At 70.7% G+C, this 18,569-nt stretch carries 15 protein-coding genes and 1 pseudogene; 10 read left to right on the forward strand and 6 right to left on the reverse strand.

The window, feature by feature from the left end; all coding sequences use genetic code 11:
* The first annotated feature begins 26 nt into the window (after nucleotides 1-26).
* On the forward strand, nucleotides 27-1,421 hold the full coding sequence (locus tag RKD20_RS10740; protein WP_424877534.1) for an FAD-dependent oxidoreductase: 1,395 nt from the start codon (nucleotides 27-29) through the stop codon (nucleotides 1,419-1,421).
* Between the two features lie 3 nt (nucleotides 1,422-1,424).
* Here the strand turns inward: RKD20_RS10740 and RKD20_RS10745 are convergent, their stop codons facing one another.
* On the reverse strand, nucleotides 1,425-1,751 hold the full coding sequence (locus tag RKD20_RS10745) for a hypothetical protein (protein WP_031044898.1): 327 nt from the start codon (nucleotides 1,749-1,751) through the stop codon (nucleotides 1,425-1,427).
* A gap of 135 nt (nucleotides 1,752-1,886) precedes the next feature.
* Between RKD20_RS10745 and RKD20_RS10750 the strand changes: the two genes are divergently transcribed.
* Nucleotides 1,887-2,714, forward strand: a complete 828-nt coding sequence (locus RKD20_RS10750; RefSeq protein WP_424883194.1) for a rhomboid family intramembrane serine protease — start codon at nucleotides 1,887-1,889, stop codon at nucleotides 2,712-2,714.
* A 6-nt stretch (nucleotides 2,715-2,720) separates the two neighbouring features.
* Here RKD20_RS10750 and hemE read toward each other — a convergent pair whose 3' ends face one another.
* Complete coding sequence (gene hemE / locus RKD20_RS10755) at nucleotides 2,721-3,776, reverse strand: uroporphyrinogen decarboxylase (RefSeq protein ID WP_424877535.1); 1,056 nt, start codon at nucleotides 3,774-3,776, stop codon at nucleotides 2,721-2,723.
* A 116-nt stretch (nucleotides 3,777-3,892) separates the two neighbouring features.
* Here hemE and RKD20_RS10760 point away from each other — a divergent pair, with 116 nt between their 5' ends.
* From RKD20_RS10760 to RKD20_RS10770, 3 genes are all read left to right on the forward strand, one after another.
* A complete protein-coding gene (locus tag RKD20_RS10760; protein WP_424877536.1) occupies nucleotides 3,893-4,561 on the forward strand; it encodes a DUF3000 domain-containing protein in 669 nt (222 codons plus the stop codon).
* A 235-nt stretch (nucleotides 4,562-4,796) separates the two neighbouring features.
* Nucleotides 4,797-5,459 carry a helix-turn-helix transcriptional regulator gene (locus tag RKD20_RS10765; RefSeq protein ID WP_031044887.1) on the forward strand — a complete coding sequence of 221 codons (663 nt, stop codon included), beginning with the start codon at nucleotides 4,797-4,799 and terminating at the stop codon, nucleotides 5,457-5,459.
* 134 nt (nucleotides 5,460-5,593) lie between these two features.
* Nucleotides 5,594-6,874 (forward strand): HRDC domain-containing protein, encoded by a 1,281-nt coding sequence (locus RKD20_RS10770; protein WP_424877537.1) that lies wholly within the window; start codon nucleotides 5,594-5,596, stop codon nucleotides 6,872-6,874.
* A 16-nt stretch (nucleotides 6,875-6,890) separates the two neighbouring features.
* On the opposite strand, the gene RKD20_RS10775 is transcribed toward RKD20_RS10770, so the two are convergent.
* The 3 genes from RKD20_RS10775 to RKD20_RS10785 are packed head-to-tail and all read right to left on the reverse strand — an operon-like array spanning nucleotide 6,891 to nucleotide 9,972.
* On the reverse strand, nucleotides 6,891-7,721 hold the full coding sequence (locus tag RKD20_RS10775; RefSeq protein ID WP_424877538.1) for a carbohydrate ABC transporter permease: 831 nt from the start codon (nucleotides 7,719-7,721) through the stop codon (nucleotides 6,891-6,893).
* Nucleotides 7,718-8,659 carry a carbohydrate ABC transporter permease gene (locus RKD20_RS10780; protein WP_424877539.1) on the reverse strand — a complete coding sequence of 314 codons (942 nt, stop codon included), beginning with the start codon at nucleotides 8,657-8,659 and terminating at the stop codon, nucleotides 7,718-7,720. The genes RKD20_RS10775 and RKD20_RS10780 overlap by 4 nt, the downstream gene beginning before the upstream one ends.
* The gene (locus RKD20_RS10785) at nucleotides 8,659-9,972 is read right to left on the reverse strand and encodes an extracellular solute-binding protein (RefSeq protein WP_424877540.1); all 1,314 of its coding nucleotides are present in this window, start codon (nucleotides 9,970-9,972) and stop codon (nucleotides 8,659-8,661) included. The genes RKD20_RS10780 and RKD20_RS10785 overlap by 1 nt, the downstream gene beginning before the upstream one ends.
* Nucleotides 9,973-10,135: 163 nt before the next feature.
* Here RKD20_RS10785 and RKD20_RS10790 point away from each other — a divergent pair.
* The 4 genes and pseudogenes from RKD20_RS10790 (at nucleotide 10,136) to RKD20_RS10805 (ending at nucleotide 17,008) form a co-directional block, all read left to right on the forward strand.
* Nucleotides 10,136-12,506 (forward strand): annotated as a pseudogene (locus RKD20_RS10790) (glycoside hydrolase family 2 protein).
* Nucleotides 12,503-13,540 (forward strand): LacI family DNA-binding transcriptional regulator, encoded by a 1,038-nt coding sequence (locus RKD20_RS10795; RefSeq protein ID WP_424877541.1) that lies wholly within the window; start codon nucleotides 12,503-12,505, stop codon nucleotides 13,538-13,540. Before RKD20_RS10790 ends, RKD20_RS10795 begins: the two are co-directional and overlap by 4 nt.
* Before the next feature lie 118 nt (nucleotides 13,541-13,658).
* Nucleotides 13,659-14,885 (forward strand): thiolase family protein, encoded by a 1,227-nt coding sequence (locus tag RKD20_RS10800; RefSeq protein WP_037720402.1) that lies wholly within the window; start codon nucleotides 13,659-13,661, stop codon nucleotides 14,883-14,885.
* Nucleotides 14,882-17,008 (forward strand): 3-hydroxyacyl-CoA dehydrogenase NAD-binding domain-containing protein, encoded by a 2,127-nt coding sequence (locus RKD20_RS10805; protein ID WP_424877542.1) that lies wholly within the window; start codon nucleotides 14,882-14,884, stop codon nucleotides 17,006-17,008. Before RKD20_RS10800 ends, RKD20_RS10805 begins: the two co-directional genes overlap by 4 nt.
* Before the next feature lie 82 nt (nucleotides 17,009-17,090).
* Here RKD20_RS10805 and RKD20_RS10810 read toward each other — a convergent pair whose 3' ends face one another.
* The gene (locus RKD20_RS10810) at nucleotides 17,091-18,119 is read right to left on the reverse strand and encodes a hypothetical protein (protein ID WP_424877543.1); all 1,029 of its coding nucleotides are present in this window, start codon (nucleotides 18,117-18,119) and stop codon (nucleotides 17,091-17,093) included.
* Nucleotides 18,120-18,189: 70 nt separating this feature from the next.
* Here RKD20_RS10810 and RKD20_RS10815 point away from each other — a divergent pair, with 70 nt between their 5' ends.
* Nucleotides 18,190-18,555, forward strand: coding sequence for an NTP pyrophosphohydrolase (locus RKD20_RS10815; protein WP_424877544.1), 366 nt, complete (start codon nucleotides 18,190-18,192; stop codon nucleotides 18,553-18,555).
* The last annotated feature ends 14 nt before the right edge of the window (nucleotides 18,556-18,569 follow it).

The raw sequence follows: 18,569 nt of genomic DNA on the forward strand, positions 1-18,569 counted from the left end.
ATGCCCCGCCCTCGTAGCGTGTTCGCATGAACATGAGCCGTACGCGGGACACGAGGGAACGTCTGGTCGTGATCGGCGGCGACGCCGCGGGGATGTCCGCGGCGTCGCAGGCGCGCCGGATGAGGGACCCCGACGAGCTGGAGATCGTGGCGTTCGAGCGGGGCCACTTCACTTCCTACTCGGCGTGCGGGATCCCGTACTGGGTGGGCGGGGACGTCTCCGGACCGGACCGGTTGATCGCCCGTACGCCGGAGGAGCACCGGGAGCGCGGCATCGACCTGCGCATGCGCACCGAGGTCACGGAGATCGACGTCGACCGGCAGCGGGTACGCGCGCGTGACCTCGATTCGGGCGCCGAGTCCTGGACCGCGTACGACAAGCTCGTGATCGCGACCGGCGCCCGCCCGATCCGCCCGGACATGCCGGGCGCCGACGCCCCCGGTGTGCACGGGGTGCAGACCCTCGACGACGGCCAGGGGCTCATCGACACGCTGGCACACGCGCGTGGCCGCAGGGCGGTGGTGGTGGGCGCCGGGTACATCGGCGTGGAGATGGCCGAGGCGCTGATCAACCGCGGTTACGAGGTGACGGTCGTCAACCGGGGCAGCGAACCCATGTCGACGCTCGACCCGGACATGGGCCGCCTGGTGCACGAGGCCATGGAGGGCCTGGGCATCACCATGGTCAACGACACCGAGGTGACCAAGGTGCTCACCGGCGAGGACGGCCGGGTGCGGGCGGTGGCCACGCAGGACGCGGAGTATCCGGCGGACGTGGTGGTGCTCGGCATCGGGGTACGCCCCGAGACGACGCTCGCGAAGGCGGCCGGCCTGCCCCTGGGCGAGCACGGCGGACTGCTGACGGACCTCGCGATGCGGGTGCGCGGCCACGAGAACATCTGGGCGGGCGGAGACTGCGTGGAGGTCCTCGACCTGGTGTCGGGGCAGGAGCGGCACATCGCGCTCGGCACCCACGCCAACAAGCACGGCCAGGTCATCGGCACGGGCGTCGGCGGCGGCTACGCCACCTTCCCCGGGGTCGTCGGCACGGCCGTCAGCAAGGTCTGCGACCTGGAGATCGCCCGCACCGGGCTGCGCGAGAAGGACGCGCGCCGGGTGGGCCTGCAGTTCGTGTCGGTCACGATCGAGTCGACCAGCCGGGCCGGTTACTACCCGGGTGCCTCCCCCATGACGGTGAAGATGCTCGCCGAGCGCCGCACGGGGCGGCTGCTCGGCGTGCAGATCGTCGGGAGAGAGGGGGCGGGCAAGCGGGTCGACATCGCCGCGGTGGCCCTGACGGCGGGGATGACGGTGGAGCGGATGACGGCCCTGGACCTGGGGTACGCGCCGCCGTTCAGCCCGGTGTGGGACCCGGTGCTGGTGGCGGCCAGGAAGGCCGTCGCGAAGGTGCGGGGCTCCTGAGGGCTAGGCCGTTCCGTTGATCCGCTCGATGGCCTGGCGGGCCTGGTCGGCGGGCGGCCGGGGCGGCAGCGCCGAGACGGAGGCGCTGGTGCTGGCGGGCATCGCGGTGGGCTGCTCACCGGCCGGCTTCGCGTGCGCCGCGGACCGGGTGGACCGGAGCCGGTTGCTCACCGCCTCGTCGAGCGTCACCGGCCGCTGCATCTGGGACGCCAGCCGCCCGGCCTCCTGACCGAGCCTGGCCACGTCCTCCCACGGCAGTCGCACCACGAGGGAGAGTTCGGCCTCGCCGTCGGGAAGAGCGTGCATCGGAGGAGTAATACGGTCGTTCATCGCTGTTCCTCACGTAGTCCCCGCGGCCCGCCTTCCCCGTGCCGCGGGCGGTTGAGGAGACATACGCACGCGTGCGTGCGGGTGTTCACCGGGACCCCACAGATTCGCCGGGCCCATCGCGGGCAGTACTTCCTTGTGGTCATCCCCGTCCATGACGTGAACCCCGTGCGCCGCACCCCCGTGGTGACATACGCGCTCATCGCCGCCAACGTCCTCGTGTTCCTGTACACGCCCGGCCTGGCCGGCTCCGTGGCGGGCGACAGCAGCGTGTCGCAGCTGTGCCACCTCCAGGCGTTCCTGGACCACTGGGCGGCGATCCCGCAGGAGTTGATCCACCATCAGATGCCGCGACTCGTCCCCACGGGCGAGGTCGGCACCAGCGCGCAGGGCGCGGCGGGCTGTGTGGTGGCCCCGCCGGACTACGACAAGTCCCCCGCCCTGTCGGTCCTGACGGCGATGTTCCTGCACGGCGGCTGGCTGCACCTGCTGGGCAACATGCTGTTCCTGCTGATCTTCGGCAACAACGTCGAGGACCGCATGGGGCATGTGCGCTTCGCGCTGTTCTACGTCGTCTGCGGCTACGCGGCGTCGTACGGCTTCGCGCTGCTCAACGCCGACTCGAGCGATCCGCTGATCGGCGCCTCGGGGGCCATCGCCGGTGTCCTGGGCGCCTATCTGGTGCTGTATCCGAAGGCCAGGGTGTGGGTCCTGGTGCCCTTCCTGGTCTTCCTGCCCCTGAGACTGCCGGCCTGGCTGGTGCTGGGCTTCTGGTTCGTGCTCCAGGCGTTCTACTCGTCCGGCGAGGGCGTCTCCGCCGCGGGCACGGTCGCGTACGCGGCGCACGTGGTCGGCTTCCTCGTCGGGATGCTGCTCGCCTGGCCGCTGAAGCCGGGCACGATCCCGCCGCCGGAACCGCGCGGTCTGCTGTTCGGCAGGAAGGCGCGGCCCCGGCACACGTGGTGAGGCGGCCTATCGGGCCGTCTGCGTGTGGACGTACTCGACGAGGCGGGTCAGCGCGTCCGGGTCGGTGGACGGCATCACGCCGTGGCCCAGGTTGAAGACATGGCCCTCCAGGCCCTCGGCGGAGTCCAGGACCTCGCGGGTCTTGGCCTCGACGGCCTCCGTGGAGGCGAACAGGACCGTCGGGTCGAGGTTGCCCTGGAGCGCCTTGCCGGGGCCGACGCGGCGGGCCGCCTCGTCGAGCGGGACGCGCCAGTCGACGCCGACGACGTCCGCGCCGGCCTCGCCCATGAGCCGCAGCAGCTCACCGGTGCCGACGCCGAAGTGGATGCGCGGGACGCCGTATCCCTCGACCGCCTTGAAGACCTTCGCGGAGGCGGGCAGCACCGAGCGGCGGTAGTCGGCGGGGGCGAGGGCGCCGGCCCAGGAGTCGAAGAGCTGGACGGCGGAGGCGCCGGCCTCGATCTGGACCTTCAGGAAGGCGGCGGTGATCTCGGCGAGGCGGTCGAGGAGGTCGGCCCACAGCTCGGGGTCGCCGTACATCATCGACTTGGCGTTCTCGTACGTGCGGGACGGGCCGCCCTCGACGAGGTAACTCGCGAGGGTGAAAGGCGCGCCCGCGAAACCGATGAGGGGGGTCGGGCCGAGCTCCCGGGTGAGCAGGCCGATGGCCTCGGTGACGTAGGAGACGTCCTCGGGGGTGAGGTCGCGCAGCTGGGCCAGGTCGGCGCGGGTGCGGATCGGGCGCTCGACGACCGGGCCGACGCCGGGCTTGATGTCGAGGTCGATGCCGATGGCCTTGAGCGGGACGACGATGTCGCTGTAGTAGATCGCCGCGTCCACGTTGTGCCGGCGCACCGGCTGAAGCGTGATCTCGGCGACCAGGTCGGGCCGCGCGCAGGACTCGAGCATCGGGATGCCCTCGCGCACCTTGCGGTACTCGGGCAGCGAGCGCCCGGCCTGGCGCATGAACCACACGGGGGTGTGCGGCACGGGTTCGCGCCGGCAGGCCTTGAGGAAGGCGGATTCGTACGTGGCCGGCGGCGGCGTCTGGTGTGCACTCACGTCGGAAAGTCTCGCACGGTGCGATGCGTGCCCGATGCGCGGTGTCTGTGTGGGCATGGAGCCCAGTCAGGGTGTCTAGGCCCGCACCGGGCCCCCGTTCCCCTTAACCTTCCGGCATGGCTGCGGCACAGGGACGACTGTCGGACGACACGGGCGGAATGGACGACGCGAAGGGGAGTGACCGGGATGGGAGCGGTGCGGCTCCGCCGGCCTTCCAGGCCGCGGTTCAGGCCCTGCGCGGCAGTCGGCTGCGGCCGCAGATCGAGATCGAGCCGACCCGGGCTCCCCAGCGGCTCGCCCCGCACGCGTACGCGTTGGAGGCGACCGTCGTCGACGGCGACCAGGACCTCGCCGACGGGCGGCTCGTGCTGTTGCACGACCCGGACGGCCATGACGCCTGGCGGGGCACCTTCCGGCTGGTGACGCTGGTGCGCGCGGAGCTGGAGCCGGAGATGGCCGCCGACCCGCTGCTGCCCGAGGTCTGCTGGTCGTGGCTGACCGGCGCGCTCTCGGCGCGCGGGCTGTCGTACGGCGAACCGAGCGGCACCGTCACGCGCGCGAGCTCGCACTACTTCGGCGGTCTGTCCGAGCGCCCCGCGGCCTCGCAGATCGAGATCCGGGCCTCGTGGACGCCCCGTGAGGGCCTGGGCGGGGTGCCGGACACGGCGGGGCACCTGGCCTCCTGGTGCGACCTGCTGTCCCAGGTCGCGGGCCTCCCGCCGGCCGGGCCGGGTGACGCTTCGGTGGTGACGTTGCCGCAGCGGCGGGACCCGCAAGCGCGCTGACCCCTGCCTGACCAGCCGTGCCGTCCACCCACATGGAGCATCAATTTGTCGATACGGCCACTTTCAGTCAGGAGTGAGTCATCGAACGAACCGATATGTTCACCGAACGATCGACCGTACGTCCGAATTGCACTAATTGTTACTCACTAGATCGTGATCATTCTCTAAAGGACGCCGGGTTCGGTGCCGAAGACGTCTGTGACCTTCCAAGCCGTCCCGCACCCCAGGAGGCCCGGTGTCCGTTCTCCTCGAGCAGCCCGCAAGCCTGGTCGCCTATCGCCCGAACAAGCCCACCGCCATGGTGGTCGTGGCCGACCCGCGCGTCCGCTCCACCGTCACCCGTCACCTCTGGGCGCTCGGTGTGCGCGATGTCATCGAGGCCTCGTCCGTTGCGGAGGCCCGTCCCCGTATCGGCAGTCCCAGAGACATCTGCGTCGCCGAGGTCCATCTCCCCGACGGCTCCGGCCTGACCCTGCTGTCGGAAACCCGCGCCGCGGGCTGGCCCAACGGGCTCGCCCTCTCCGCGGCCGACGACATCGGCGCCGTACGCAACGCCCTCGCGGGCGGAGTCAAGGGCTATGTCGTCACCGGCACCCGGACCAACCTCGGGCTCCCCACCCGACCGGGAGCCGCCCCCATCGGCGCCGCCGCCGCCCGTATGCACCGCCGCCCCCCGGGTGCCCCGAGCCACCCGGGCGGCTACCGCGAGCTCTCCGGCCGTGAGGTCGAGGTGCTGCGGCTGGTGGCCGAAGGGCAGTCCAACAAGGCGATCGGCGTCTCGATGGGCCTGTCCGCACTGACCGTCAAGAGCCACCTCGCCCGGATCGCCCGCAAGCTCGGCACGGGAGACCGCGCCGGCATGGTGGCGGTGGCTCTCCGTACCGGCATCATCCACTGAGGCTCCGTCCGAGCCTCACTGTTCACGGACGTGAACCAGAGCTTTCACCGGGCTGACTGGTTTACGACCCCCAGGCGCCTGCTGACGGAACGTTCCGTCGGCAGGCGCTGTCCATACACAGATACCCTTGACATGTGACCGACGCCCAAGAGACCGCAGCAGACGTTTCACTGCGAACCACCGGAGGCGGCCCTCCGGACGACGGCGGATCTTCTGTCGCGGAGGCTCCGATCCCCCTGCTGGAGCCGCGCGAGGGCATTCCGCCCGTGATCGCCGACGAGGACGCGCTCGCCGAGGTGATCGCCGCCTTCGCCGCGGGCTCCGGCCCCGTCGCCGTCGACGCCGAGCGGGCGTCCGGCTACCGCTACGGACAGCGCGCGTATCTCGTGCAGCTGCGCCGCGCGGGCGCGGGGACCGCGCTGATCGACCCCGTGGCCTGTCCCGATCTCTCGGGTCTCGGCGAGGCGCTCTCCGGTGCCGAGTGGGTGCTGCACGCCGCCACACAGGATCTTCCGTGTCTGCGCGAGATAGGCATGATCCCCTCGCGTCTCTTCGACACCGAGCTGGCCGGGCGGATCGCCGGGTTCCCCCGGGTCGGGCTCGGCGCGATGGTCGAGGGAGTGCTCGGCTTCGTCCTGGAGAAGGGGCACTCGGCCGTCGACTGGTCGACCCGTCCGCTGCCCGAGCCGTGGCTGCGCTACGCCGCCCTCGACGTGGAGCTTCTCGTCGACCTGCGGGACGCGCTGGAGAAGGAGCTCGACCGGCAGGGGAAGCTGGAGTGGGCGCTTCAGGAGTTCGACGCGATCGCCTCCGCCCCGCCCGCCGAGCCGCGCAAGGATCCCTGGCGCCGGACCTCCGGGATGCACAAGGTACGGCGGCGGCGGCAGCTGGCCGTCGTGCGCGAGCTGTGGGAGGCGCGGGACCGGATCGCCCAGCGGCGGGACGTGTCGCCGGGCAAGGTGCTGTCCGACGCGGCGATCGTCGAGGCGGCGCTGGCCCTGCCGGTCAACGTGCACGCGCTGGCCGCGCTGAACGGGTTCGGGCACCGGACGGGACGGCGGCAGCTGGAGCAGTGGCAGGCGGCCGTCGACCGGGCCAGGGCCCTGGCAGAGGCGCAGCTGCCGCAGCCAGGGCAGTCGGTGACGGGACCTCCGCCGCCGCGCGCCTGGGCCGACAAGGATCCCGCGGCTGCGGCTCGGTTGTCCGCGGCGCGGGCGGCGGTGTCCGCGTTGGCCGAGACCCTGAACATGCCTCAGGAGAACCTGATCACTCCGGACACCGTGCGGCGGGTCTGCTGGGAGCCGCCGGGTGTGGTGAGTGCGGAGTCGGTCGGGGCGGCGCTGGCCGGTTACGGCGCTCGGGCCTGGCAGGTTGAGCAGGTGACTCCTGTGTTGGTGGCCGCGCTGTCCGCCTAGCCGCGGCCCCGGCAGGTCATCTGGTCGCTCCTCGCATGAAGCCGTTGTAGATGAAGCGCTGCAACGACAGGAAGACGATGAGCGTGGGCAGGATCACCAGGACCGCTCCCGCCGAAATGACCTCCCAGTGGGCCGCGTACGGGCCCTTGAAGCGGAACAGCGACGTCGAGATCACGCCAAGATCTTCCGAGGGCATGTAGAGGAACGGGATGTAGAAGTCGTTGTAGACCGTGATGCCCTTCACGATCACCACGGTCGCCGTCGCCGGTTTCAGCAGCGGGAAAATGATCTTCCGGTAGATCGTGAAGGCGTTGGCGCCGTCCAGGCGGGCCGATTCGTCCAGGGAGATCGGGATCGAGCGGACGAACTGCAGGAAGATGTAGATCGAGACGATGTCCGTGCCCATGTAGAGGACGATCGGCGCCCACAGCGAGTCGAACATGCCGAAGCTGTTGACGATCTGGAAGGTCGCCACCTGGGTGGTGACGCCGGGGACCAGCGCGGCCGTCAGGAAGAGCGCCACCACCAGCTTCTTGAAGCGGAAGGTGAAGCGGTCGATGGCGTAGGCCGTCATCGAGCCGATGAGCACCGTGCCGCCGACCGAGACCAGCAGGATGATCGCCGTGTTGGTGAAGGCGGAGAGCATCCTTCCGTCCTGGAAGGCCGCCACGTAGTTGTGGAAGTTCAGCGGGTCGTCCGGAAGGTCGAGGGCCCCGCTCGTGTTCGCCATCTCCTTCTCCGACTTGAGGGAGGTGAGCAGGACGACGACGAGCGGGAGCAGGACGACCACCGTCGCGGCGAGCAGCGACAGGTGGACCAGGGCGCGGGTGAGCGTACGGCGGGTCATACGAGGTCCACCTTGTCGTCGGGGACCAGGCGCCGCTGCACCCAGGTCACCAGCAGGATGATCAGCAGGAGGACGACGGCGGCCGCCGAGGCCAGGCCCGTCTTGTTGAAGCGGAAGGCCAGGTTGACCGTCTGGATCACGAAGGTCTCGGTGCCGGTCGCGCCGCCGGTCATGATGTACGGGATCTCGAAGACCGAGAGCGAGCCGGAGATCGAGAGGATCACCGTCAGCGTCAGGACCGGTTTGATGCCCGGCGCGATGATGTGGCGGAACTGGTGCCAGCGGCCCGCGCCGTCCAGCTCGGCCGCCTCGTACAGCTCCCCCGGGATGGACTGGATCGCGCCCAGGAAGAGGACGAAGTTCAGGCCCAGGTAGCGCCAGACGGAGACGCCGGCCAGCGAGGTGTTCGCGGAGGCCGGGGTGCCGAGCCAGGCGTGGTCGGTGTGGACGCCGAGCAGGCTCAGCACCGAGTCGAGGGTGCCGCCGTCCTGGAAGAAGTACAGGAACACGAACCCGATCGCGACCCCGTTGATCAGGTACGGGAAGAAGAGCACGCCCTTGAAGAAGTTCCGGAAGCGGACGTCGAAGCTCAGGACCGTCGCGAAGTAGAGCGCGAGCACGATCTGGACCGCGGAGGCGGCGAGGTAGTAACCGCTCACCCAGAAGACCTCGAAGAGATCCGGGCGGGTGAAGACCTCCTGGTAGTTCTCCGTGCCCGTGTAGTGCAGGACGGGGCTGACGCCGTCCCAGTCGGTGAAGCTGTACGCGAGCATGTTGACGATCGGCGCGTAGGTGAAGGTGATCAGCAGCGCGAGCGGGGCGATCAGGAACAGCCAGGGGGTGACGCCCCGCCAGGCACGGGTCCGGCGCGAGGCGGGCGCCGGGACGGGGGCGGCCGGGGTCACCTCCACGGCCGCCTTCTGTGTCGTGTCCGTCATCAGGACCCCAGGTTCTTCCGGGCGTCCGTCCAGCGCTTGCTGAGGTCGCCGAGGAAGCCGTCGAGGCTGCCCTTGCGGGCCCCGCGGGCGAGATCGACGAGGTTCTGGCGGTACTCCGGGGCGTAGATCCCGACCTCCGAGTCGCTGTCGAGCTGCTTGACCCGGGCGCCCTGGGAGTCGTCCACCTCGATGAGCTTCACGCCCTGCTCCTCGTACGGCTTGAGGACCTCGGGCATGGAGGCGTTCTTCAATGGCGAGATGGCCAGGTTGTCCCGCCCGTACGTGGACTTGTCGGTGAACCAGTCGATCCAGGCGCGGGCGGCCTCCTTGTGCTTCGAGTGGACGTTGACGGCCTGGTTGTAGTCCGGCGCCACGGTCGCGCAGAACTTGCCGTTCGTCTGCGAGGGGAAGGGCATGAAGCCGATGTCGTCGGGGTTCACCCCGGCCTTCTGGGCGGCGTCCCGGAACTGCACGATCGCCCAGGTGCCGAGCCACTGCGTGGCGATCTCGCCCTTGGCGGTACGGGGCTTGGACTCCTCCCAGTTGCTGGTGGTGGGGTCCTTCTCGACCAGGCCGGCCTTCACGATGTCGTGGAGCAGGGTGTCGCCGACGCGCAGGTCGGCGCCCTTCGCCCACGGGTCGCCCTCGGCGAGCTTGGTGGTGGCCTGCGGGTCGCAGTGGACGGCGCCGTCGACGTACGTCCATGAGGTGAGCGTCCAGCCGGCCGCGAAGTTGGTGTAGTACGGGGTCGCGTCGGTCTTCGCCTTGATGGCCTTGAGGTCGGCGATGAACTCGGCCGGGGTGGTGGGCCATGCGGTGACCCCGGCCTCCTTCCAGATCCGCTTGTTGTACACGAACCCGGGGGCCACGCCGATCGGGCTCTGTCCGTAGACCTTGCCGTCGACGGTGGTGTAGTCGGTGAAGCGGTACTTCCTGCCGCGCTCGGCCGCGGTGCCCAGCGAGGCGAAGAACCTCGGGTAGTCGGCCTTCTTGATGACCGCGGGGATCAGCAGGACGTCACCGTAGTTCTCGGTGTTCATCCGGATCTTGACCTCGGCCTCGTAGTTCGTGAGGGCCTCGAACTCGACCTTGACCTTGGGATACGTCTTGTTGAACTCGGCGGCGTACTTCTTCATCGTGCCGTCCTGCACGAGGTCGGTGCGGACGGTGAGGACCTTGATGGTGCCGGTGACTTTTGACGGGTCGTCAGCAGCCTTGGCGTCGGCCCCCTTCGACGAGCCTCCGGTGCCGGTGCACCCGGGGATCAGCAGGGCGGTTCCCACGGCCAGGGCCAGGGCTGTACGGCGGTTCATGTGCATCAGCTCCGTTCACGGGACGGACGAGCACGAGCGGGTTGGCTGGTTCGGTACTCTGACAACGTTTTCTTGACCGGTAAAGTCCCTATCCCGCCAACGATGGCAGTGCTTCCGGAAAGTGTTCGCAGCGCTGGACTTAATCGGTTTAGGGAGTGTGTACATGCTTCAGGCCACACCGCTCACCGAGGGATGGCTCCTGCGGCACGAGGGGGGCGCGCTGCCGGCCGTGGTGCCGGGCTGTGTGCACACCGATCTGCTGGCTGCGGGGGTGATCCCGGACCCCTTCCTCGGACGCAACGAGACCGAGGTCGCGTGGGTGGGACGGCGGGAGTGGACCTACGAGAGGGACCTCGCGCCCGTGAACGGGCATGAGCAGACCGACCTCGTCTTCGACGGCCTGGACACCGTGGCCGAGGTCCTGCTGGACGGCCGGCTCCTGGGCCGGACGCGGAACATGCACCGCTCGTACCGCTTCGACGTGACCGGCATGTCCGGGCGGCTCGCGGTGCGGTTCGTCTCCGCGTACGCCGAGGCCGAGGCGGTGCGCGGGAAGGTGGGCGAGCGGCCCGCCGCGTACGCCGAGCCGTACCAGTACCTCCGGAAAATGGCCTGCTCGTTCGGCTGGGACTGGGGGCCCACGCTGGTGACGGCCGGGATCTGGCGGCCGGTCCGCCTGGAGCGGTGGTCGACGGCCCGGATCGCGCGGGTGCGGCCGCTGGTGACCGTCGAACGGAGCGTGGGCATCGTCGAGTTGGCGGTCGAGGTGGAGCGGACCAGGGTCGAGGCGCCACTGTCGGTGGAGGCTTCCGTGGGCGGGGTGCGGGCGCGCGCCGCGATCGACGGGACCTCGGGGAGGGTACGGCTGGAGGTGCCGGACGCGCGGCTGTGGTGGCCGCGCGGGTACGGTGAACAGCCGCTGTACGACGTGGAGTTGACGCTGCTGCACGAGGGCCGCCCACTCGATGTGTGGCGGCGCCGGGTGGGCTTTCGGACCGTCGGGCTGGACCGGTCGGCCGATGAGCACGGCACGGGGTTCACGTTCGTCCTGAACGGCGAGCGGCTCTTCGCGCGCGGCGTGAACTGGATCCCGGACGACGTGTTCCCCTCCCGGATCACGCGTGAGCGGTACCGGGAGCGGCTCGGACAGGCGGCCGACGCGGGCGTCGACCTCGTGCGGATCTGGGGCGGGGGAATCTACGAGAGCGAGGACTTCTACGACGCCTGCGACGAGTTGGGGCTGCTGGTGTGGCAGGACTTCCCGTTCGCGTGCGCGGCCTATCCGGAGGAGCAGCCGCTCAGGGGCGAGGTGGAGGCGGAGGCCCGGGAGAACGTCGTACGCCTGATGCCGCACCCCTCGCTCGTGCTGTGGAACGGCAACAACGAGAACCTGTGGGGCTTTAGGGACTGGGGCTGGGAGGCGCGGCTCGCCGGGGACTCCTGGGGCGAGGGGTACTACCTGGGCGTACTGCCGCGAGTGGTGGCCGAGTTGGACCCCACGCGTCCGTACTCGGCGGGCAGTCCCTGGTCCGGGTCGTGGGAGCACCACCCGAACGACCCGGCGCACGGGACGCACCACTCGTGGGAGGTGTGGAACCGTCTCGACTACGCCGGGTATCGCGACGACGTCCCGCGGTTCGTGGCCGAGTTCGGCTGGCAGGCACCGCCCGCGTACGCCACGCTCGCGCGTGCGCTGCCCGGGGAGGAGCTCGCGGCGGACTCCCCCGGGGTGCTGCACCACCAGAAGGCGGACGACGGCAACGGCAAGCTCCGGCGGGGCCTGGAGCACCATTTCGCTTTCCCCGAGGGGGACTTCGACCGCTGGCACTACCTCACGCAGGTCAACCAGGCGCGGGCCGTGGCCGCCGGGATCGAGCACTGGCGGTCGCACTGGCCGGTGTGCGCGGGCACGGTGGTGTGGCAGCTCAACGACTGCTGGCCGGTGACCTCGTGGGCGGCGGTGGACGGCGACGGCCGGGAGAAGCCGCTCTATCACGAGCTGCGGCGACTGTACGCGGACCGGTTGCTGACGGTTCAGGTGCGGGGGCCGGAGCGGGTGGTGGCCGTGGTCAACCAGGCGGCCGAGGAGTGGAAGGGGAGCGTGCGGCTGCGCCGGATGTCGGTCGAGGGGGCGGTGATCGGCGAGGCGGACGTGGAGTTCCGGGCGAAGCGGCGGGCTGTTGTCGAGGTGGCCGTGCCGGACGAGCTGGATCCGGTCGGGCCGAAGGAGTTCCTGGTGGCCGACGCGGACGGGCTGCGGGCCCTGCACTTCCCCTCCCCCGACCGTGAAATCCCCTGTCCCCGGCCCGAGTTCGACGTCTCGGTGGCGCCGGGTGCCGTGACGGTGACCGCGCACACCCTCGTACGGGATCTGTTGCTTCAGGCGGACCGGCTGGATTCCGGGGGCGCGGGCCGACCGGGGGCTGGTGACGTTGTTGCCCGGGGAGCGGGTGACCATCGGGGTGCGGGGCTGGGAGACTCCTGACGCGGATGCCGCCCGGTCCGCCCTGTACTGCCTGGAGCCCAGCCGATGACAGCCCAGCCGGCCTCGCGCGTCACCATCAAGGAGGTCGCCGCGCGCGCCGGGGTGTCCAAGGGGGCCGTGTCGCTCGCCTTCAACCACAAGCCGGGGCTGTCGGAGGCGACCCGGGAGCGGATCTTCCGGGCCGCTCGGGAGCTGGGCTGGGCGCCGAACCTCACGGCACGGACGCTGGCCGGGTCGCGGGTGGACGTGGTGGGTCTCGCGATCTGCCGGCCGGCCCGGCTGCTGGGCCTCGAACCCTTCTACATGGAGTTCGTGTCGGGGGTGGAGAGCGTGCTGATCGAGCGGAACTGCTCGCTGCTGCTGCGGCTCGTGCGGAACGTGGAGGAGGAGGTCGGGCTCCAGGAGTCGTGGTGGCGGGGACGGCAGGCCGGGGGGTCGATCCTGGTCGACTTCCGCGCCGACGACCCGCGCGTCGCGGCGGCCGAACGGCTGGGGATGCCCGTGGTGGCCGTAGGGCATCCGTCGTTCACCGGCGGCCTCACCTCCGTGTGGACCGACGACGCCACCGCCGTGACGGAGGCCGTGCGGTATCTGGCGGCGCTGGGACACCGGCGGATCGCCCGGGTGGGGGGTGCGGCGGCGCTCGGGCACACGGCGATGCGGACGGCCGCGTTCGACGACGCGGCGCGGGGGCTCGGCCTTGCGGGCGCCTGGCAGGTGACCACCGACTACTCGGGAGAGGCCGGAGGGCGGGCCACCCGGTCCCTGCTGACCGCCCCGCCGAGCGACCGGCCCACCGCGATCGTCTACGACAACGACATCATGGCGGTGGCCGGCCTGTCGGTCGCGGCCGAGATGGGGCTGCACGTCCCGCGCGATGTCTCGCTGCTCGCGTGGGACGACTCGCAGCTGTGCCGGCTCACCCACCCCACGCTCTCCGCGATGAGCCACGACGTGCACGGGTTCGGCGCGGAGGCGGCTCGTACGCTGTTCGGGGTGATCACCGGGGAGGGACCGGGATCGCATCCCGTGCCCACTCCGGTGCTGACACCGAGGGGCTCCACGGCGCCTCCCGCGGTGTGACCTTCGCCGCTCCCGCCTCCAGGGGTGGGCAGTCACGTTACTCATAAGTAGCATGGGTCCTGAGCGCGCGCTCAGCGCATCGCAGCAGTGCAGATCCCGCATCTGGAGGAGAGCCATCGTGCCTCGTACCGTCAGGGACGTCGTCTTCGTCGACGGCGTCCGCACCCCGTTCGGCAAGGCGGGCCCGAAGGGCATCTACCACGAGACCCGCGCCGACGACCTCGTCGTGAAGGCGATCCGGGAGCTGCTGCGCCGCAACCCGGGTCTCGACCCGAAGAAGATCGACGAGGTCGCCATCGCCGCGACCACGCAGATCGGTGACCAGGGCCTCACCATCGGCCGTACGGCGGGGATCCTCGCCGGTCTGCCGCAGTCCGTGCCCGGTTACTCCATCGACCGCATGTGCGCCGGCGCGCTGACCGCCGTCACCACGGTGGCCGGTTCCGTGGCCTTCGGGGCGTACGACATCGCCATCGCCGGTGGTGTCGAGCACATGGGCCGCCACCCCATGGGCGAGGGCGTGGACCCGAACCCGCGGTTCGTGAGCGAGAAGCTGGTCGACGAGTCCGCCCTGTTCATGGGCATGACCGCCGAGAACCTGCACGACCGGTACCCGACGATCACCAAGCAGCGCGCCGACGAGTACGCCGTGCGCTCCCAGGAGAAGGCCGCCAAGGCCTACGCCAACGGCAAGATCCAGGCCGACCTGGTGCCGATCTCGGTACGCCGCACCAACCCGGAGGCCGGTGAGACCGGCTGGGGCCTCGTGACCGCCGACGAGCCGATGCGTCCGGGCACCACCCTGGAGAACCTGTCCGGGCTGAAGACGCCGTTCCGTGTGCACGGGCGGGTCACCGCCGGCAACGCGGCCGGTCTGAACGACGGCGCCACCGCCTCCCTCATCGCCTCCGAGGACTTCGCCCGCGAGAACGACCTGCCGGTCAAGATGCGCCTGGTCTCGTACTCCTTCGCGGGTGTCGAGCCCGAGGTCATGGGCTACGGCCCGATCCCGGCCACGGAGAAGGCCCTCGCGCAGGCGGGCCTTTCCATCTCCGACATCGGCCTGTTCGAGATCAACGAGGCCTTCGCGGTCCAGGTCCTCGCCTTCCTGGAGCACTACGGCATCGCGGACGACGACGCCCGCGTCAACCAGTACGGCGGCGCCATCGCGTACGGCCACCCGCTGGCCTCCTCCGGCGTCCGGCTGATGACGCAGCTGGCCCGCCAGTTCGAGGAGCAGCCCGAGGTCCGCTACGGCCTGACCACCATGTGCGTCGGCTTCGGCATGGGCGCGACGGTCATCTGGGAGAACCCGAACCACAAGGACGCCGGAGGCAGCAAGTGAGCACCACGGAGCTTTTGAAGGGTGCGGCCGAGCTGTTCCCGGACGAGGTCGTCACCCAGGCGCACGTACGTCACCTGGATCTGCCGTTCAACGCGGGCCGCTTCGCCCTGATCACGCTGGACAACGGCTTCGACCACACCAAGCCGACCACCTTCGGCCCGGCCTCGCTGGCGAACCTGAACACCGCCATCGACCAGGTGGAGAAGGAGGCGTCGGCCGGCGAGATCGTCGGTGTCGGCATCACCGGCAAGCCGTTCATCTTCGCCGTCGGCGCCGACCTCAAGGGCGTCGAGCTCCTCAAGGAGCACAAGGACGCGCTGGCCATCGGCAAGGGCGGCCACGAGGTCTTCAAGCGCCTCGCGGGCATCGCGGTGCCGACCTTCGCGTACTACAACGGTGCCGCGATGGGCGGTGGCGTCGAGGTCGGTCTGCACTGCCAGTACCGCACGGTGTCCGCGGCCCTGCCCGCCTTCTCGCTGCCCGAGGTCTTCCTCGGCCTGGTGCCCGGCTGGGGCGGCTGCACCCTGCTGCCGAACCTGATCGGCGCCGAGAAGGCCGTCTCGGTGATCATCGAGAACTCCCTCAACCAGAACAAGCAGCTGGGGGGCGCCCAGGTCTACGAACTGGGCATCGCCGACGCGCTGTTCGAGGGCGCGGACTTCCTGGAGCAGTCCCTGCTGTGGACGGCGTCCGTCCTCAAGGGCGAGATCGTCGTCGAGCGTCCGGCGATCGACCGCGGTGAGGCCTGGGACCAGGCCGTCGCCAAGGGCCGTTTCGTCGCGGACTCCAAGGTGCACGGGGCCGCTCCGGCCGCCTACCGCGCCCTGGACATCATCGAGGCCGCGAAGAACGGCGACCTCCAGCAGGGCTACGACGCCGAGGACCAGGCCCTCGCCGACCTGATCATGGGTGGCGAACTGCGCTCCGGCATCTACGCGTTCAACCTGGTACAGAAGCGCGGCAAGCGCCCCGCCGGTGCCCCGGACAAGAACCTGGCCCGCCCGGTCACCAAGGTGGGCGTCGTGGGCGCCGGCCTCATGGCCTCCCAGCTCGCGCTGCTCTTCCTGCGCCGCCTTGAGGTGCCGGTCGTGCTGACCGACATCGACCAGGAGCGCGTCGACAAGGGTGTGGGCTACGTCCACGCCGAGATCGAGAAGCTGCTCGGCAAGGGCCGTATCAACCAGGACAAGGCCAACCGCCTCAAGGCCCTGGTCACCGGCGTGCTGGACAAGGCCGAGGGCTTCGCCGACGCGGACTTCATCATCGAGGCCGTCTTCGAGGAGATCGGCGTCAAGCAGCAGGTGTTCGCGGAGGTCGAGGCGGTCGCCCCGGCGCACGCGATCCTCGCCACCAACACCTCCTCGCTCTCCGTCTCGGAGATGGCGTCGAAGCTGAAGAACCCCGAGCGGGTCGTGGGCTTCCACTTCTTCAACCCGGTCGCGATCCTCCCGCTCCTGGAGATCGTCCGCGGTGAGCAGACCGACGACGCCTCGCTGGCCACGGCGTTCGCCGTCGCCAAGAAGCTGAAGAAGACCGCGGTACTGGTCAAGGACGCCCCGGCGTTCGTCGTCAACCGCATCCTCACCCGCTTCATGGGCGAGATCCAGAACGTCATCGACGAGGGCACCCCGGTGGCCGTGGCGGAGAAGGCGGTGGAGCCGCTCGGCCTGCCGATGTCCCCGCTCGTTCTCCTGGAGCTGGTCGGTCCCGCGATCGGTCTGCACGTCTCGGAGACCCTCAACCGGGCCTTCCCGGACCGCTTCACGGTCTCCCCGAACCTCGCGGCCGTCGTCAAGGCGGGCAAGCGCGGCTTCTACGTCTACGACTCCGGCAAGCCGGAGCTCGACCCGGAGGTCGCCGCGCTCCTCAAGCAGGGCGATGTCGTCCTGTCCGAGGAGCAGGTCCGCGAGCGCGTCCTCGACGCCGTCGCCCAGGAGATCGGGCTCATGCTCGACGAGGGTGTCGTCGCCGAGGCGCAGGACATCGACCTCTGCCTGATCACGGGCGCCGGCTGGCCCTTCCACCTGGGCGGCATCACGCCGTACCTGGACCGCGAGGGTGTCTCCGAGCGCGTGAACGGCAAGAAGTTCCTGGCTCCGGGTGTGGCGTCGGTTCCGGCGTAACTCCCCAGCAGGTTGAGAGGGCCTCCGCCTCGGCGGGGGCCCTCTGTCGTTCACGGTGGACCTGACGGGGGCGGGCGGGCGCTCAGACCTCCTGCCAGGCGGCCAGGGCCAGTCCCGGCTCGTCCTTCTGCCGGGCGATCCTGAGCTCCCCGTCCGGGGTCACCGTCGCCGCGACGACCCGGCCGGAGGCGTCCTCGGCGAGGGCGACCGCCGTGTCCGCCGGCAACTGCGGTCCCGACTCCGTCCACCACAGGCCCGCCGACTCCTGCTCCGCCGGACAGGCGGCGAAGGCGACCCGGCCGGAGGCCGAACGCTGGGCGAGCACCGTGCAGTCGTGGCCCTCCAGGGTGCAGCGCAGCAGGGCGGCCGGGCCGGGCCCGGCCGCCGCAAGCAGAGGGGCGGGCTCGGTGTCCGGACGCCAGGCGTAGAGCATGCCCTCGGGGTCCGCGAAGAACAGGGTGGTGTGTTCCTTGGAGGTGGGCAGGGCGCTGAGCGTGCCCGGCTCGACGCGCACCGGAAGCGGGTCGGCCGGCACCGGAGGGGCGCCCGCCTCCGTCTGGAGCCAGCGCAGGATGCCGTCAGGGTCGGTGCCGAACAGCTCGACGCGGCCCGACTCCCCTGTCACGGCGGTCAGTTGCTCGTGCACGCCGGTCCCACCGAGGTCGGCCCAGGCGTTCCAGCCGCCGCGCTCCTTCTGGATGAGGGCGCGCACACTGCCCCCGCGGTTGCGGACGAAGACATGGGCCCGGCCCTCCGCGTCGACGGCCACGGCGGGTGTGCCGGTACGGGCACCGGCCTTGTCGGGGTGGCCGAGCGGGCTCCAGTCGAGGGCGGCGAGGTGGACACGGAAGTGCGTGGAGTGCACCAGGCCGGACTCCTGGGCCTTGGTGGGCCGCCAGGAGACGAGGTGTGCGTAGCCGTCGGCGCCGTGTCCCACAGCGAGCCCGGGGTGCAGGCGCTGGTCGCCGCCGACCTTGCGCCAGGGCAGCCAGGTGTCGCCGCCCGGTCGGCGCTCCGCCCTGCACCACACCGCTTCGTCGCGGAGGGCGTAGACGCCGAGCCGGCCGTCGCGGGCGCGGATGAGCCAGTCGCCGTTCACTGTACGGACCATTGACACGGCTCCACTCTAATCGGGCGGTCGGTGCCGTCCTCGGGTGGGCCGGTCGTGGGACGCTGGGGGCATGAGTGACGTGCTGTTGGTCGTCGTGGATGCCGCGAACGTCGTCGGCTCGGTGCCGGACGGGTGGTGGCGGGACCGTCGGGGGGCGGCGGAGCGGTTGCGGGACCGGCTGGCGGCGGACGGCGTGCCGGGGCGGGCCGGGCCGGCGGAGATCGTGCTGGTGGTGGAGGGAGCGGCGCGGGGCGTGGAGTCCGTGCCGGGGGTCCGGGTGGAGTCCGCGCCGGGGAGCGGGGACGACCGGATCGTGGAGTTGGTGGCGGAGGCGGGCGAGCGGCCGGTGCTCGTGGTGACGGCGGATCGTGAACTTCGGCGGAGGGTCGAGGAGTTGGGGGCGGAGGTGGCGGGACCGCGCACGGTTCGACCATGACGCGCGGTGCGCCC

The organism is Streptomyces sp. SLBN-8D4 (genome assembly GCF_049739545.1).
In the GTDB taxonomy this organism is placed as follows: Bacteria; Actinomycetota; Actinomycetes; order Streptomycetales; family Streptomycetaceae; genus Streptomyces; species Streptomyces canus_C.